Consider the following 16,445-nt stretch of genomic DNA (forward strand, 5'->3'; position numbering starts at 1 on the left):
GTCCTACAGGAAAAGCGTGTTGCGGTTCAGCATCAATAAGGGCGTCAGGCAGTGGTTTTTGCCCAATCCGGATGCAGCTCGTCTATGTGATAGGCATGGGCGTGGCGATGGCGGGGCCCATGTCCGGGATGGTTGCGCAGATGCGGGTGATCCGCGGGCAGCTCGGGGTGGTCATGCACGCGCTCCAGCGGATCATGCGCCGGCCAGACCCGGGTGGCGATGAGCGCCACCAGCGCCGCGAGCAGCGAGAGCGCCAGCATCGCCTGTTCCAGCGTCAGCAGGCTGGCGAGCCAGCCGGCCAGCGGATAGGCGACCAGCCAGCCGCCATGGCTGAGCGAGAACTGCGCCGCGAAGACCGCCGCCCGGTCCGCGCGCGCCGCCGAGCGGGTGATCACCAGCCCGCCGGGCGTCAGCACCAGCGACGAGGCCAGCCCGAAGGCCGCCCAGATGACCAGCAGCCCGGCCAGCGGCGGCTGCGGGATGAGCGCAAAGACCGCGCCGGAGACCGCGAAGGCAAAGATGCCGGCGAGCATCGCCTGCCGCTCGCCGGTACGGCGCACCAGGCGCGGCACGAAAACCGCCCCCAGCGCCGCGCCGAAACCATAGCCTGCCATCAGCACCGGATAGAGCCCCTCGGCATCGCTGAGCCTTGCGCCGGCATAGACCACCGAGTTGACCAGCACCCAGGCCATGGCCAGCGACAGCGCAAGGTTCAGCAGGAAGAGGCCACGCAGCCGGGGTGTGCGACTGTAGATCTTCATGCCCCGCAATGCGCGGGTCAGGAACGGCCCCTTGCGCTCGGCATGGCCCTTGGGCGGAAAGCGCGTGGCGAGCAGGAAGGCGACCGAGCCCAGGAACGAAAGTGCTGCACAGAGGAACAGCGCCTCGGGCGCGACGAGCTTCAGCACCGCTGCCGCGATCACCGGGCTCAGCACCGATTCCAGCGTATAGGCGATGCGCGACCAGGCCAGCGCCTTGGTATAGGTCTCTTCCTCGGGCAGCACATCGGGGATCACCGACTGAAAGAGCGGCGTGAAACCCGAGGCCAGCACGAAGAACAGAAAGGCCAGAGTCGCGATCTCCCAGGTCTGCGAGACAAAGACCATCGGGATCAGCAGCAGCATGCGGCCGAAATCCAGCGCCACCATGGCGCGTTTGCGCGGCAGCGCGCCGAGCAGGCTTTCGGCAAAGGGCGCGAGCCCGACATAGGCCACCATCTTCAGCGCCAGCAGCAGCCCGAGAATGCGCCCGCCCGCCGCCGGCCCGCCGATCTCGTAGGCCATCAGCGACAGCGCCACGGTCAGCAGCCCGACCGCGAGCAGCGAACAGACCTGAGCGGCGAACAGGGTGCGGAAGGCGCGATTGGCGAGCGGGCTGGTCACGATGCGAGGATCTCCTTTGCGGTGCCGACGGGCGCGAACCGCGCGGTCTGCGCGTCGACCCGGTACTGCGACATATAGTCTGACGCCTCCCGGGCCAGATTGTCCACCGCAGCGATGATCATATCCGCCTTGTCGTCACTCATCAGTGCGGAAAAATTGAGCCGTACCCAGCCCGGCTTGGCCACTTCCTCGCCATGGGCGATGGCGTCGAACGTGTCGTCCGACGAGGCCTCGTCGAGCCCCAGAAGCCGGTGGGCATAGGATCCGGCGCAGGCGCAGCCGCCGCGCGCCTGGATGCCGTACACGTCGCTCAGCAGCCGGGTGAAGAACTGATGATGCACCAGCCCGCCCCGGGCGTCGCGCACCCGGAAGGAAAAGATCGGCAGCGCCTCCGGCCCTTGCAGCCCGAGCAACTCCAGATGCGGATTGTGGCGCCAGACCGCCTCGGCCCGGGCGCGCAGCGCGGCGTGGCGGGCGTCGAGCCAGTCCCGCCCCAGCGCCTCCTTGATGAGCATCACCAGCGCCACGCGGATATCGCCGACGACATTGGGCGTGCCGCCTTCCTCGCGGTCGGCGAGGCTGCCGGAATAGGCATGCCCCCAGGGCGAGACAAAGCTCACCGTGCCGCCGCCGGGCAGCGTCGGCGTGCTCCGCCGGGCGATGGCGTCGCGCAGGATCATCACCCCCGAGGCGCCGGGACCGCCGGGAAACTTGTGCGGCGAGAACACGATGGCGTCTTTCTCGGCGTCGCTGCCCTGCTTCATGTCCATGGCGATGTAGGGCGCGCCGCCGCCGTAATCCCAGACCGAGACGGCGCCGTGACGCTTCAGCAGCCGGGTCACCGCATCCACATCGGTGAGGATGCCGGTCACGTTCGACGCCGCCGAAAAGCTGCCGACGATCAGATCGGCGCCCTCTGCCGCGACCAGCGCCTGCTCCAGCGCCGCCAGATCCGGTCCGCCCTGCGCATCCTCGGCAATCTCGATCACCTCGGCGCCGCTCTCGCGCCATGGCAGCAGGTTGGAGTGATGCTCATACGGCCCGATCAGCGCCACGGCGCGACCGCCGCGCGCGGCGATGCCGGCGATGTCCAGCAGCCCGACGATACGGTTGATCCCGGCGGTGGTGCCCGAACCGGCAAAGACCACGCTCGTGCCGGCACCGGCGCCGGTCATGCGGGCGATCTCGGCCCGCGCCGCCTCGCGCAGACGGGTGCAGAAGGCGCCGCAATAAGAGGCCTGGGTATGGCTGTTGGCATAATACGGCAGCACCCGGTCGCGGATGAAATCCTCCACCTGCGCAAGCGCCCGGCCCGAGGCGACGTAATCGGCATAGACCAGCGGCTTGGGGCCGAACGGCCCGTCGATCCGAGCCGCCTCGCCGATCAGCCCGGCGCGCAGCCAGTCCACCAGATCGGGGCGTTTGAGCGAATGCGCGAAGTCGTCGAGGGGGGCCATGGCCGCTCCGTTGGTCAGGTATCTTCGCGAAAAGTATGACGCGAGATACGAAAAAAACTTCACAGTTTTTCATCTTTATGAATCTATCATTCTATCATATGAACGATGAATGACCATCAAACTCGATAAAATTGACCACCGCATTCTTGCCGAACTCCAGCGCGACTCATCGCAATCGCAGCGCGCGCTGAGCGAGCGTGTGGGCCTGTCGCAAAACGCCTGCTGGCGGCGGCTCAAGGCGCTGGACGCGGCCGGCGTGATCCGCAACCACACGGTGGTGCTCGACCGCAATCAGCTCGGCGCCGGGCTGGTGGTCTTTGTGATGATCAAGACGCGGCACCACTCCGCCGACTGGCTCAAGCGCTTCCGCAAGCATGTCTCCTCGATCCCCGACGTGATCGACTTCTTCCGCATCGGCGGCGAATACGATTACCTGCTCAAGATCATCACCCGCGACATGATGAGCTATGACGAGGTCTACAAGACGCTCATCGAAGAGATCGAGCTGGAGACCGTGACCTCTTATTTCGCCATGGAAGCCATCGAGGAACAGCGCCCGATCCCGATGTGACGGCATCTTCACTTGAGCGAACGCGAGTCCTGTGAGACCCTTCGCTCATTGGTTGAGGAGATTGCTATGCGTGTTGCGGCCTTCAACGTCGAAAACCTATTTGATCGCATCAAAGCCTTTAACGACGACGCTCCCGACACCCACAAGGCGGTGCTCGAGGCCCATGCAGAGCTCAACACGCTCTTCGAGAAACCGGTCTACAGCGCCGCCGACAAGGCCCGGATGCTGGAGCTCATGGATGTGCTCGGCATCCTGAAACGCGACGAGGGCGCCTTTGTCTGGCTGCGCAAGATCCGCGGCAAGATCGTCACCCGGCCCCGACGCGGCCCGGTGCGCATCGCCGCCGATGGCCGCGACGACTGGGTCGGCTGGCTGGAGCTGAAGACCGCGCGCGTCGAGGAAGAGGCGATCACCATGACGGCGCGCATGATCCGCGACATGCAGGCCGATATCCTCGCCCTGGTCGAGATCGAAAGCCGGCCGGTGCTGACCGAGTTTCACGATTTCATCTATGCCCCGCTCGCCGGCCACAGCTATCGCCAAATGATGGTGATCGACGGCAACGACCGGCGCGGCATCGACGTGGGCATCATGGCAAAGGACGGATTCTCCATCCCCTCCATGCGCAGCCATGTGGATGAGGAGGAGAACGGCCGCACCGTGTTTTCCCGCGACTGCCCGGAATACATCCTGCAAACACCCGGCGGCGAGAGGATCGCCGTGCTGCCCAATCATTTCAAATCCAAATATGGCGGCAACAATCAGTCTTCGAAAGACAAGCGCGCGGCGCAGGCGCGCTTTGCCGCGCAGTATTATGAGCGGCTGCTCGATGAAGGCATCGAGCATGTGATCGTGCTGGGCGATCTGAACGACACGCCCGACAGCGACGAGCTGCAACCGCTGCTCGGGACAACGCTGCGGGAAATCACCGATCACCCGAACTTCACAGAATTCGAGTTCGACGCCTCCACCGGCGATCGCGGCATCGGTACCTTTGGCACCGGCGCCGACAGCAAGAAGATCGACTATATCCTGCTCTCGCCCGCGCTCTGGGCCCGGGTTATCCGCGGCGGCATCTACCGCAAGGGCGTGTTCACCGCCTCGCACCGCTGGGAGATGTATCCGGAACTAACCAAGCCGCTTTATGCCGCCTCCGACCATCACGGCATCTGGGTGGATCTGGATCTCGACTGAGGCAAAGCGGGCGGAAACCGTTCGCCGGGGCACGGGGTTTCCGCCAAGACAGGTCGAAAATCGCGCCCCTGACGCCTGAGACGGGCGGGGAAACGGCGCAAGTTTCCACCGTAACAAACTGATAAAAAACGACAATATAAGAAAATGTAAAATTCATTCACATCAACCCTTGATAACCCGCCCTGCAATCCCGATCTCTAGCAATGTGAAAGACATTCACATCCACAAACGAGAGACAAAGGACCTGCAAATGACCGCCGCTGTGCACTATGAAGCCCGCCCCGCCAACCCCGGCTGGCTCAAGCGTGCCGAGGCCTGGCTCGACGACCGCGGCAGACCCGCTTGGATCGTGGCCATGGTGCTTGGCTTCGTCTTCTTCTGGCCGATCGGCCTCTTCCTTCTTGCCTATATGATCTGGAGCAAACGCATGTTCGGAGCATCCTGCCGTCAAAACCGCGCCCGTAACCGCAACCGCGGAAGCTGCCAAAGCTACCGCCACGGCTTCAACGCCATGCGGCCCTCGGGCAACTCTGCCTTCGACGCCTACAAGGCCGACACGCTGCGCCGGCTCGAAGACGAGCAGAAGAGCTTTGAGGAATTCCTCCAGCGGCTGCGCGAAGCCCGCGACAAATCCGAGTTCGACCAGTTCATGGACGAACGCGCCACGTCCGCGCAGGACGTGAAAGACGAGAAAGAGGACGCCTGAGGTGCCTCCGCCATGGCCCCGCCCCGGGGCCATGGGCTACACTGCCCCCCGATCCCTCCGACCCAAGGCCCAGAGAGACCCTGCATGTATTCCGACGAGCCCTATAGCCAGCTGCCCGACCCGGTGCGCCAGAGCGCCTTTTACGACAGCGTCACCATCAAGCGCGGCCTCGCCTGGGTGATCGACTCGATCATCGTGACGGTGCTGGTGGCCCTGGCACTGGTGCTGACCGCCTTTCTCGGCGCCTTCGTGTTCTTTGCGCTGTGGATGCTGGTCAGCTTCGCCTACCGCGTCGCCACCATCGCCAATGGCTCGGCGACCTGGGGCATGCGGATGATGGCGATCGAGTTCCGCGACTGGCGCGGCCAGCGGCTGGATCTCGGCCAGGCCTTCCTGCACACGCTGGGGTACACCGTGTCGGTTTCGGTCGCGCCGCTGCAACTGATTTCCATCGTATGCATGTTCGCCACCGAGCGTGGCCAGGGCCTCACCGACCTGATGCTCGGCACCGTCGCGCTCAACAAGCGGGCCTGATCGTCGCATCCGGAGCAGCGTTCTGGAAAGACTTGTGAAAACCCGCCCCTCCCGGCCTGTCTGGGGGGTTGGCGGGTTTCCGATTCGTTGCTACGGTTTCGCGACGTTTCTGCCGACAGGATACAAATGCGCCATTCGCTGCCACTCGCGCCGCAGTTCTATGTGACAGCCCCGCAGCCCTGCCCCTATCTTCCGGGCCGGATGGAGCGGAAGCTGTTCACCGCCCTTCAGGGCGACAGCGCGGAAAAGCTGAACGACAGCCTGTCGAAGCAGGGCTTTCGCCGGTCGCAGAATGTGCTTTACCGGCCCTCCTGCTCGGATTGCTCGGCCTGTCTCTCGGCGCGGATCGACGTGCGCCGGTTCGAACCGTCGAAAAGCCAGCGCCGCACGCTCAAGCGCAATGCCAATCTCGCCCGCCGCGCCTCCAGCCCCTGGGCCACAGAGGAGCAATACGCGCTGTTCCGCCGCTATCTCGACGCGCGCCACGCCGATGGCGGTATGGCCGACATGGATATCTTTGAATTCGCCGCTATGATCGAGGAAACCCCGATCCGCTCGCGCGTGGTGGAATACAGCGACGTGGCCAGCGGCGCGCTCAAGGCTGTGTGCCTGACCGATGTGCTCGATGACGGCGTGTCGATGGTCTATTCGTTCTACGAGCCGGAATTGCAGCGCAAGAGCCTCGGCACCTGGATGATCCTCGATCATGTGGAGATCGCGCGCGAGGCCGGCCTGCCCTATGTCTATCTCGGCTACTGGGTGCCCGGCAGCCCCAAGATGGGCTACAAGGCGCAGTTCGGCGCGCTGGAGGTTTATCGCCGCGGCTGCTGGGAACGCATGGAAGACCCGGAGGAATACGAGCAGGAACGCCATCCGCTTTCCACCGATCCCATCGCCGAGCAGGTGGCGAATATCTCGCTGCCCGATAGCCGGGGGTAAAGCCGAGATGCGGCGCGGCGCCCTTCGGGCTCGGGGGTACCGTTCGTAGGGTGGGCAATCTGCCCACCGCCACCATACCAAACTACCGCGACAGGCTCTCGGTGATCTCCGCCGCAAGCTGCGCAATCGCCGCGCCGGTCGCCTGCGCGATGCCCGCCGGGGTCGCCTCGGCCAGCGGCACCGAGATCGCAAACCGCTCGATGCGCTCGCGCACCACTCGGTCATAGGACGAGATCGCGTATTGTCCGCTGAGCGCCACCGTGCCGTCGGCCCGCGCCACCATCTGCGCCACCGTCACCTGCACCGCCGCCTGTGCGTCTTCCTCCAGCGGCCAGGGCTCTGCCGCGACCGTCGCATTGGAGGCGCGCCCGATATGCTCGGCAATGGCCAGCGTCACCGCGCGGGACGGATCGTCGGCCCAGAGCGCGTTGTCGATCTGCGTGAGCGCGCCGTCTTCGCCCTCCAGCACGATCTCCGAGGCCTCCGCATAGGCCGGCAGCGAGACCTCCCGCACCTCAAGCGTCGCCACGCGCAGCCGCGCGCTCGCCGCCTGGATCGGCGGCTCGATCAGATAGCGCGGCTCGGCGCCGGAACAGGCGGCGAGGATCAGGGCGGCGAAGGGCAGAATGCGATACATGGGCTCAGCGTCCGAACAGGAGGGAATTGGGATTGCGCTCGATGGCGCGGGCGAGCTTGGAGAGCGCGGCGGCGGCTTCGCGCACCTCGCGCAGGGCCGAGACGGTCTCGCGGTTGAAGCTGGAATTGTCGCCATAGCTCTGCACCACGACCTCCGCCTGGCCCACCAGCCGCTCGATGCGGGCCGAGAGGCTGGGCAGGCTCTCGGCGGCCTCTTCGATGGCGGCGGCGGCATCGCTGGCCGAGGCCAGCGTGGCGTTGGCATTCTCGACCACCCCGCCCTCGCGCAGCTCGGCCAGCACCGCGCGCACCTCGTCGAGCGCCTCCGACAGGCTGCCCGGCAGCGCGCGGGTGTCGTCGCTGTCGATCAGCCGATCGGCACTGTCGAGCAGATCGGTGGCTGAGGCGACGAAGGCATCGATCTCCATCGAATTGGCCTTGGCGGTGAGCTGGCGCAGATCGCTGATGAGATCGGGCACCTCGCCGGTGGCGGCAGAGAACTCGTCGGCCACCGCGCTCACCGTCTCGGTGGCGGCGGAGGCGTTTTCCAGCGCCTCGACCAGCTTGCCGACCATATCGGCGGCGCGCAGATCCTCGGCGATGCCGCGCAGCTCGCCCACGGCGGCGGTCAGCTCGCCCGGCAGCGCCTGCGCCGCCTCGCCGCCGATCAGCCCGCGCGCATCGTCCATCAGCGCGGTGAAGGCGCCCGGCGCGCTGCGCAAGTCCTCGTCGCCGGCAAGGTTCTCGATGGAGGCGAGCGTGGCGATGGCCTGTTCCATCAGCTCCTCGACCGGCAGGTTGTCGATGCGCTGGAACAGCCCTTCGGCGGTGGCCGCCACATCCGGCAGATCGGAGGGCACCGAGGGAATGACCGGCGCCTCCGTGTCGAAGATGCCGAGCGCCGCCGGCGCCGCATCGGGGATCTCGGCCAGCTCGACCATCAGATCCTGGCTGAACAGCCCCTGCGCCGCCAGCCGCGCGCGCAGCCCCTGCTGCACGGCCTCGGCGAGAAAGGCGATGGTTTCGGCCTGCGGCGCCTCGGGCGCCAGCCCCAGCGAGCGCGGGTCGATGGAGATCGACGCACGCAGCTTCACCTGCTGCTGGCCCTGCACCTCTTCGATGAACGCGCCGAGCGCCTTGACCGAGCCGACCTTGAGCCCGCGATAGGTGACCGGCGAGCCGGCTTCGAGCCCGCGCACGGATTCGTCGAACTCGACCACCAGATCGACCGCATTGTCGATGGATTCGCTGAACACGCTGTCGCGCGCCGAGCTTTCGTCCTCGAAGAGATCGAAGACATAGCGCGACTGCACCGGGCTGCCGCCGGAGAACACCGTGTCGAAGGCGATGCCGCCCCGGATCAGCGCCGCGACCGAGCCCACCGAAAGGTTGATGCCGCTGGGGCCGACATTGACGTCGAACCCGGAGGTATCCCAAAACCGGGTGGCGGTGGTGATGCGGCGGTCATGCGGCGCGTCGATAAAGGCGTCGACGATCACGCCGGTGCCGGAATCGAGCAGCCGCGGCGTCTCGATCCGCCCGACCTCGATGCCCTGGTGAAAGATTGGCGCGCCGGCGGTGAGCATTGTGCCGTCGGAAGCGCGCAGCACGATGCGCGTGCCCTTCATCCCCGGCTTGACCAGCGGCGTTTCGTTCAGACCTTCGAAAGTGGTGGCCTCGGCGCCCTGCTGCGGCTCGAACGCCGCCTCGATATAGACCCCGGAGAGCACCGTCGAGAGGCCGGTGATGCCGGAGGCGCTGACCTCCGGGCGCACCACCCAGAACTGCGCATCCGCCGGCAGCGACTCCGCCACCGTGTTGTCGATCCGCGCGCTCACGATGACCGATGTCAGGTCGCCTGAGAACTCCACCGCCTCGACAAAGCCGACGCTCACGTCGCGATAGCGGATCGCCGTTTCCTCGGGCACAACGCCCGCGGCGTTCTCGAAATGGATCTCGATGCGGGCGCCGCGCTCGGCCCAGCTCTGCCAGGCGATGAGCAGCGTCACCGCCAGCGCCGCGAAAGGCACCAGCCAGACCAGCGAGAGGTTTCGCCAGATCGACCGCTTCGGGCCTTCGATCTCCATATCCGCCGGGCGCGGGTCACTCATAGGTCTTTACTCCCCGTCCGCGTCCCAGATGAGACGCGGGTCAAAGCTCTGGGCCGAAATCATCGTGAATGCAACGGAAAGCGCGAAGCTCACCGCCGCGATCCCGGGATTGATCTGCGCCGCGAAGTCCAGCTGCACCAGCGAGGACAGGATCGCCACCACGAAGACGTCGATCATCGACCAGCGCCCGATGAACTCCACCACTTCGAACAGCACATGCCGTTTATGCGCCGACAGGCTGACACGGCGCTCCACGCTCAGTGCCAGATAGGCGATGGCGATGAATTTGGCGACCGGAATGATGATCGAGGCGACAAAGACGATGGCCGCGACACCGTAGGAGCCGTGATGCACGAGGTCCACCACCCCGCCGAAAATCGTGCTCTCCGTGGTCTGGCCCAGCAGCGTGGTGCGCAGCATCGGGTAGATATTGGCCGGGATGTAGACCACCAGCCCGGCAAAGAGCCAGGCCCAGACCCGCTGCACGCTGGTGCCGTCACGGCTCGACACCGGGGCACCGCAACGGGTGCAGATGGTGACGCCGGGCGCGTGGACGCGGCCGCACTGGGTGCAGCCCACAAGCCCCGCCGCCTTCGCGGTCAGGATCCGTTGCGGCGCGCTTCCAGCGTCTTCCATACGGTCACCCTGCTCATGAAGTTGTCTTTCAGCACGGTCACCACGACCAGTGCCACAAAGGCCCAGAAGGCCGGGCCGATGAACACATGCGCCAGCCCCGCCACCTTGACCAGCGCCACCGCGACGCCGACGATAAAGATCTCGGCCATCGCCCAGGGCCGCAGCGCCTCAGTCAGCCGAAAGGCCGGCTCCGCATGCGGCGCCGGGCGCCAGCCGAAGGCCATCGGCGCCAGCACATAGATCAGCGCCACAAAGCGGATCACCGGCAGGATCACGATCAGCGCCGCCATGGCAAAGGTCAGCGGCGCGGTCAGGCCGGAGGAGAACGCCATCACCGTATCGAGCAGCGACGCGCGGTGGATGCGCCCCGCCGCCTCCAGCTCCAGGAACGGGAAGAAGATCGCCGCCACCATCAGGATAAGCGCCGCAAGCGCCAGCATGATGATGCGTGTCATCGCCGTGTTGCGCGGCGCCTCCAGCACCGCGTGGCAGCGCACGCAGCGCGCCGTCTCGCCCGGGCGCACATCGCGCAGCCGGTGCAGCGCGTCGCAGGACGGGCAGGCGATCAGCCCGTCGGTATCGGGCAGCGTTGCGGGAGGCTGTGCGGTCATGTCCGGCAATCTAGTCCGCCACCGCGCCGGGGGAAAGTGCTGGCGCCGCAGCATTTTGCCCGGACGGGCATTTCTGCCCGCCCGCTGCGCTCAGTTCGGCTCAGCGCCGCCAGTCGAGCACCACCTTGCCCGAGGCGCCGCCGCGCATGGTCTCGAAGCCGTCGCGGAAATCGCGCGCGGCAAAGCGATGGGTGATCACCGCGCGGATATCGAGCCCGTTCTCCAGCATGGCGATCATCTTGTACCAGGTCTCGAAGATCTCGCGTCCGTAGATGCCCTTGAGCGTGATCGCCTTGAAGACGATGCGCGACCAGTCCACCGGGCTCTTGCCCGGCGGGATGCCGAGCAGCGCGATGCGCCCGCCCATCACCAGGCTCTCGACCATCTGGTCGAGCGCCGCCTGACTGCCCGACATCTCCAGCCCCACGTCGAAACCCTCGCGCATCTTCAGCCGCCCGGCGACATCGCGCAGATCCTCCCGCGCCACATTCACCGGCACCACATCGGCGACCCGCGCCGCGAGATCGAGCCGCGTCTGGTTCACATCGGTGATCACCACATGCCGCGCCCCCACATGGCGCGCCACCGCCGCCGCCATGATGCCGATGGGGCCGGCGCCGGTGATCAGCACGTCCTCGCCCACCAGATCGAAGCTCAGCGCGGTATGCACCGCATTGCCCAGCGGATCGAGGATCGCGCCGATCTCGTCATCCACCGCGTCGGGCAGCGGCACCACGTTGAAGGCGGGCAGGCGCAGATACTCGGCAAAGGCGCCCTGCTCGTTCACGCCGATGCCGCGCGTCTCAGGGTCGAGATGGAACCGCCCCGCCCGGCTCTGGCGGCTGTGGCGCCCGATGAGATGGCCCTCGCCGGAACAGCGCTGGCCGATCTCCAGCCCGGTGACGTCGCGGCCCAGCTCGACGATCTCGCCGGCGAACTCGTGCCCGGTGATCAGCGGCACCGGCACCGTGCGCCGCGCCCAGTCGTCCCAGTTCCAGATATGGATATCGGTGCCGCAGATGCCGGTCTTGTTGATCCGGATCAGCACATCCTCCGGCCCGATCTCGGGCACCGGCGCCTCGACCCGCCAGAGCCCCGGCTCGGGCCTCGATTTCTCCAATGCGATCATATGGTTGGTCATGACAGCACTCCGGTATCGCGGCCCGCCTGCGCGAAGGCGGCCAAGGCCTCGTCGAGATCGTCCCGGCTCAGTGCCGCGTTCATCTGGGTGCGGATGCGGGCGCGGCCCCTGGGCACCACCGGGAAGAAGAACCCCGAGACATAGACGCCCAGCTCGTAGAGCCGCTGCGCCATGGCCTGCGCCTTGCGCGCGTCATAGAGCATGACCGGGACAATCGGGTGCTCGCCGTCGAGCAGATCGAACCCCGCCTCGGTGAGCCCCGCCCGCCAGTACCGCGCATTGTCAAAGAGCCTTGCCCGCAGATCGTCGCCCTGTTCGACCAGATCGAGCGCCGCGAGCCCCGCGGCCACCACCGCCGGCGGCAGCGCGTTGGAAAAGAGATAGGGCCGCGCGCGCTGGCGCAGCAGATCGACCACCGGCTGCGGCCCGGCGATATAGCCGCCAAGCGCGCCGCCGAGCGCCTTGCCCAGCGTGCCGGTGAGAATATCCGCGAGGACGCCGAAATGCGCCGGCGTGCCCTGCCCCTTCGGCCCCATGAAACCGGTGGCGTGGCAATCGTCCACCATCACCAGCGCATCGTAGCGGTCGGCCAGCGCGCGGATCTCGGGCAGCTTCGCGAGATAGCCGTCCATCGAGAACACCCCGTCCGTGGCGATCATGATATGCCGCGCGCCATCGGCGCGGGCGGCTTGCAGCTGCGCCTCCAGATCCGCCATGTCGGAATTGGCGTAGCGGTAGCGCTTTGCCTTGCAGAGCCGGATACCGTCGATGATCGAGGCATGGTTGAGCGCATCCGAGATCACCGCATCCTCGGGCCCCAGCAGCGGCTCGAACAGCGCACCATTGGCGTCGAAACAGGCGGCGAACAGGATACTGTCCTCGGTGCCGAGAAACGCCGCCAGCCGCTGCTCCAACGCGCGGTGCAGATCCTGCGTGCCGCAGATGAAGCGCACCGAGGCCATGCCATAGCCGTGATCCGCCATCGCCTGCGTCGCCGCCGCGATCAGCGCCGGGTGATCGGCGAGCCCGAGGTAATTGTTGGCGCAGAGATTGATGAGGTCGCGCCCGGCCACCGCGACCCGGGCGCCCTGCGGCGAGGTGATCTCGCGCTCGGATTTCATCATCCCCTCGGCCTCGATCCGGCCAAGCGTCTCGCGCAGATGGGTCAGGAAAGCATCGGACATGGGGCGACTCCTTTTGTGTGGATCGCCCCTTTGTCCGCAATTACGGATTTTCGGTCAATATAAAAGATACGTTATCGCGGAAATATGTCCGCTATGGCGTCTCAACGATCAGAAAGCAGCGCGCGCCCTCTCCGGCATCGCGGATCGCATGCGCCAGATCGGCGGCATAGCGGGCGGTGTCGCCGGGGCGCAGCAGCTCTTCGGTCTCACCCGAGCGCACGGCGAGCGCGCCCTCCAGCACCGTGAGATGTTCGCGCGCGCCGGGTCCGTGCGCCTCGCTTTCCAGCGCGCCATCGGGCTCGAAGCGGATATCGTAGACCTCGTATTGCCCGACCTTCTCGGGCTCCGACAGGATGGTGATATGGCAGCCGCGCCCATGGCCGGTGATCGTCGGCGCCTGATCGGCGCGGATCACCTCGATGGCGCGGCGCGGGGCGTCGAGCGCCAGCAGCCCGGCGAAATCCACCTGAAGCGCGCGGGTGAGGTTCCACAGCGTCGCCACCGTGGGGTTCGACTCGCCGCGCTCGATCTGGCTGACCATGGAGCGGCTGACGCCGGAGAGCTTTGCCACCGCGTCGAGCGACAGCCCCTGCGCCTGCCGCGCCTCCTTGAGCCTGCCGGGAATGCGGCCGAGCACCGCCTCTGCATCTTGATCCGTCATAACGGAGAGATTGCGCAAAGACGCGGCGGCGTCAACGGGGTCTGGCGCAGCCGGGCGGTTTGCACGGGCGGATATTCCCGCAGGCGCAACGGGAGCCGGACCCGGTCGGGTCCGGCCAAAGGCACGCCTCCGGCATGACGCTTGACATGCCCCCGGCATGACGCTTGGCCCGGCGGCGCTATGCGCCTTATTCTGGGCCAGAGGTGCCGAGATCAGACGACCGGCTTAACTCAGGCGGCTGACCACCACGGTGACCTCGGGCTTCTTGCCGATCTCGTTCTGCGCGGTGTTGCGCACGATGCGGCGCATGCCTTCCTCGATCTTGTCGTCATCGGTCAGCGTCTTGTCACCGGCGCGACCGAGGAACTGCGACAGATCCTCCTCCAGCACCTCGACCAGCGGCGCGTGGCTGCGCCCGGTCTCCGGCAGACCCTTGAGCTCGCACCACGGCTCGCCCAGCGGCTCATCATCCTCGTCGAGGATCACCGTCACCACCACATGGCCATTAAGCGCCATGCGGATACGGTCGCGCACGATGCCGTCCATGGCGCCGATCTGCACCGAGCCGTCGAGATAGGTGCGCCCGGCGTCGATCCACTGCGCCACCGTGGGCTCGTTGCCGGAAAGGTCGATCATCATGCCATTGACCGCCAGCACGCCCGCGCGGCCCTTCGATTTGGCAAGCTTCACATGCTCGCGCAGATGCCGGTGCTCGCCATGCATGGGCACCACGATCTGCGGTTGCACGATCTCGTGCAGACGCGCCAGATCCGGCCCGTTGGCATGGCCCGAAACGTGGTATTTGCCCGAGCTGTCATCGACCACGTCGACCCCGCGCTCGGAGAAGTTGTTAATGATGCGGATCACGTCCTTTTCGTTGCCCGGGATGGTCTTGGAGGAGAACAGGAACAGATCGCCCTCCTTCAGCTCCATACCGTTATACTTGCCGCGCGAGAGCTGCGCGCTGGCCGCCCGGCGCTCGCCCTGGCTGCCGGTGACGATCAGCATCAGGTTTTCGCGCGGGATCGCGGCGGCATCCTCGGTGCTGACCACGCGCGGGAAATCGGTCAGCACGCCGGTCTCGATCGCCGCCTCGATCATCCGCCGCATCGCCCGGCCCAAAAGGCAGATCGAGCGCCCCGCCTTGGAGCCCGCATCGGCCAGCGTCTTCACCCGCGCCACGTTGGAGGCAAAGGTCGTCGCCACCACGAGCTGCGGCGCGCTGGCCACCAGTTTCTCGATCTCCGGTCCGACCTCGACCTCCGAGCGCCCCGGGTTGGGCGAGAACACATTGGTGGAATCGCAGATCAGCGCCCGCACGCCGGGCGCCGAAACCTCGGCCCAGAGGTCCGGGTCGAAGGCCTCGCCCACCAGCGGCTGCGCGTCGAGCTTGAAATCGCCGGTATGGATCAGCCGGCCCTGCGGCGTGTCGATCACCAGCCCCGAGCTTTCGGGGATCGAATGCGAGATCGGCAGGAAGCCGACGGTGAAGGGGCCGGCCTTGATCGTCTCGGGCCATTTCGACGCGGTGCGCACGGTGTCCTCGGAATAGCCATACTCCGCCAGCTTGCCGCGCGCGATATTGGCGGTGAAGGCGCGGGCATAGATCGGCGCGCCCAGCCGTTCGAAGCAATGGCCCACCGCGCCCACATGGTCCTCATGCGCATGGGTGATGAACACCGCCTCGATGCGCGCGCGGTTCTCCACCAGCCAGGCGATATCGGCAAAGATGATGTCGACCCCCGGCGTGGTGTCCATATCCGGGAAGGCGACGCCCAGATCGACCACGATCAGCCGCTCCTCGCCGGGCTTGCCATAGCCGTAGACATAGCAGTTCATGCCGATCTCGCCGGCGCCGCCCAGGGGCAGATAGATGATCCGCTCGTTGCTCATGATGTTTCCTGTCTTTTATTATAGTCATGTATGACTGTCAGACCGTGCATGGTCAGTTCATCGACCCATTCGTCGAACAGGTCCTCGGACTGCTGGAAGAGCGGCGCCAGCCCGCCTGTCGATATGACCTTCATCGGGCGGTCTCGCTCGCCCTTGATGCGGTCGCAAATTTCTCTCACGAGGCCGACATAGCCCCAGAACACGCCCGATTGCATACAGGCGACGGTGTTGGTGCCGACCACGCGCTGCGGCTTGGTGATGTCCACATGCGGCAGCGCGGCGGCGGCCTGGTGCAGCGCCTCCAGGCTGAGGTTCACCCCCGGCGCGATCACGCCGCCCACATAGGCACCGTCGCTCGCCACCACGTCGAAGGTGGTGGCGGTGCCGAAATCCACCACGATCAGGTCGCCGCCATAAAGATCGTAGCCGGCCACAGTATTGACCAGCCGGTCCGGCCCCACCGCCGTGCCCGCATCGACCCGCACCGCCACCGGCAGCCGGCAATCGGGCTTGCCCACAACATAGGGCCGCGTGTTGAAATAGCGATCCGCCAGAACCCGCAGGTTGAACACCACGCGCGGCACCGTCGAGGAGATGATCATCTCGGTGATATCGGCCTCGATCCGGTGGATGTTCAGCAGCGTCGAAAGCCAGACGTAATACTGATCGGCGGTGCGCTGATGCTCCGTCGAGGTGCGCCAGGTGGCAAGGAACTTCGTGCCGTCCCAGATCGAAAAGACGGTGTTGGTGTTGCCGCAATCAATGGCCAGAAGCATGGCCGCCCCCTCC

Annotated in this window: 16 protein-coding genes; 5 read left to right on the top strand and 11 right to left on the bottom strand. The window is 66.3% G+C overall.

The window, feature by feature from the left end; genetic code table 11:
- Nucleotides 1-44: 44 nt before the first annotated feature.
- Nucleotides 45-1,382 (bottom strand): MFS transporter, encoded by a 1,338-nt coding sequence (locus Ga0080574_RS22755; RefSeq protein WP_076705030.1) that lies wholly within the window; start codon nucleotides 1,380-1,382, stop codon nucleotides 45-47.
- Entirely contained in the window at nucleotides 1,379-2,839 is a 1,461-nt protein-coding gene (locus Ga0080574_RS22760) for an aminotransferase class V-fold PLP-dependent enzyme (RefSeq protein ID WP_076705032.1), read from the bottom strand. The genes Ga0080574_RS22755 and Ga0080574_RS22760 overlap by 4 nt, the downstream gene beginning before the upstream one ends.
- A 109-nt stretch (nucleotides 2,840-2,948) precedes the next feature.
- Between Ga0080574_RS22760 and Ga0080574_RS22765 the strand changes: the two genes are divergently transcribed.
- The 5 genes from Ga0080574_RS22765 to Ga0080574_RS22785 all read left to right on the top strand — a co-directional run bounded on the left by Ga0080574_RS22765 (nucleotide 2,949) and on the right by Ga0080574_RS22785 (nucleotide 6,783).
- Nucleotides 2,949-3,410, top strand: a complete 462-nt coding sequence (locus Ga0080574_RS22765; RefSeq protein WP_076705034.1) for an Lrp/AsnC family transcriptional regulator — start codon at nucleotides 2,949-2,951, stop codon at nucleotides 3,408-3,410.
- A gap of 66 nt (nucleotides 3,411-3,476) precedes the next feature.
- The gene (locus Ga0080574_RS22770) at nucleotides 3,477-4,604 is read left to right on the top strand and encodes an endonuclease/exonuclease/phosphatase family protein (RefSeq protein WP_076705035.1); all 1,128 of its coding nucleotides are present in this window, start codon (nucleotides 3,477-3,479) and stop codon (nucleotides 4,602-4,604) included.
- A gap of 250 nt (nucleotides 4,605-4,854) precedes the next feature.
- Nucleotides 4,855-5,310 (top strand): DUF2852 domain-containing protein, encoded by a 456-nt coding sequence (locus tag Ga0080574_RS22775; RefSeq protein WP_076705037.1) that lies wholly within the window; start codon nucleotides 4,855-4,857, stop codon nucleotides 5,308-5,310.
- A gap of 84 nt (nucleotides 5,311-5,394) precedes the next feature.
- Entirely contained in the window at nucleotides 5,395-5,844 is a 450-nt protein-coding gene (locus Ga0080574_RS22780) for an RDD family protein (protein WP_076705039.1), read from the top strand.
- Nucleotides 5,845-5,970: 126 nt separating this feature from the next.
- Nucleotides 5,971-6,783, top strand: coding sequence for an arginyltransferase (locus tag Ga0080574_RS22785; protein ID WP_076705041.1), 813 nt, complete (start codon nucleotides 5,971-5,973; stop codon nucleotides 6,781-6,783).
- Nucleotides 6,784-6,865: 82 nt separating this feature from the next.
- Here Ga0080574_RS22785 and Ga0080574_RS22790 read toward each other — a convergent pair whose 3' ends face one another.
- From Ga0080574_RS22790 to Ga0080574_RS22830, 9 genes are all read right to left on the bottom strand, one after another.
- Nucleotides 6,866-7,420: a PqiC family protein gene (locus tag Ga0080574_RS22790; protein WP_076705043.1), complete on the bottom strand. Its 555-nt coding sequence runs from the start codon at nucleotides 7,418-7,420 to the stop codon at nucleotides 6,866-6,868.
- Nucleotides 7,421-7,424: 4 nt separating this feature from the next.
- Nucleotides 7,425-9,530 (bottom strand): MlaD family protein, encoded by a 2,106-nt coding sequence (locus Ga0080574_RS22795; protein WP_083716928.1) that lies wholly within the window; start codon nucleotides 9,528-9,530, stop codon nucleotides 7,425-7,427.
- Between the two features lie 6 nt (nucleotides 9,531-9,536).
- Nucleotides 9,537-10,166 (bottom strand): paraquat-inducible protein A, encoded by a 630-nt coding sequence (locus tag Ga0080574_RS22800; RefSeq protein ID WP_076705045.1) that lies wholly within the window; start codon nucleotides 10,164-10,166, stop codon nucleotides 9,537-9,539.
- Entirely contained in the window at nucleotides 10,130-10,777 is a 648-nt protein-coding gene (locus tag Ga0080574_RS22805) for a paraquat-inducible protein A (RefSeq protein WP_076705046.1), read from the bottom strand. Before Ga0080574_RS22805 ends, Ga0080574_RS22800 begins: the two co-directional genes overlap by 37 nt.
- A 100-nt stretch (nucleotides 10,778-10,877) precedes the next feature.
- Nucleotides 10,878-11,918: an L-threonine 3-dehydrogenase gene (gene tdh / locus Ga0080574_RS22810; RefSeq protein WP_076705048.1), complete on the bottom strand. Its 1,041-nt coding sequence runs from the start codon at nucleotides 11,916-11,918 to the stop codon at nucleotides 10,878-10,880.
- Complete coding sequence (locus Ga0080574_RS22815) at nucleotides 11,915-13,102, bottom strand: glycine C-acetyltransferase (RefSeq protein ID WP_076705051.1); 1,188 nt, start codon at nucleotides 13,100-13,102, stop codon at nucleotides 11,915-11,917. Before Ga0080574_RS22815 ends, tdh begins: the two co-directional genes overlap by 4 nt.
- 91 nt (nucleotides 13,103-13,193) lie before the next feature.
- The gene (locus Ga0080574_RS22820; RefSeq protein WP_076706109.1) at nucleotides 13,194-13,763 is read right to left on the bottom strand and encodes a helix-turn-helix domain-containing protein; all 570 of its coding nucleotides are present in this window, start codon (nucleotides 13,761-13,763) and stop codon (nucleotides 13,194-13,196) included.
- A 225-nt stretch (nucleotides 13,764-13,988) separates the two neighbouring features.
- The gene (locus Ga0080574_RS22825; RefSeq protein ID WP_076705053.1) at nucleotides 13,989-15,656 is read right to left on the bottom strand and encodes a ribonuclease J; all 1,668 of its coding nucleotides are present in this window, start codon (nucleotides 15,654-15,656) and stop codon (nucleotides 13,989-13,991) included.
- On the bottom strand, nucleotides 15,653-16,432 hold the full coding sequence (locus Ga0080574_RS22830; protein WP_076705055.1) for a type III pantothenate kinase: 780 nt from the start codon (nucleotides 16,430-16,432) through the stop codon (nucleotides 15,653-15,655). The genes Ga0080574_RS22825 and Ga0080574_RS22830 overlap by 4 nt, the downstream gene beginning before the upstream one ends.
- Between the last annotated feature and the right edge of the window lie 13 nt (nucleotides 16,433-16,445).

Source organism: Salipiger abyssi, assembly GCF_001975705.1.
Classification (GTDB): Bacteria; Pseudomonadota; Alphaproteobacteria; order Rhodobacterales; family Rhodobacteraceae; genus Salipiger; species Salipiger abyssi.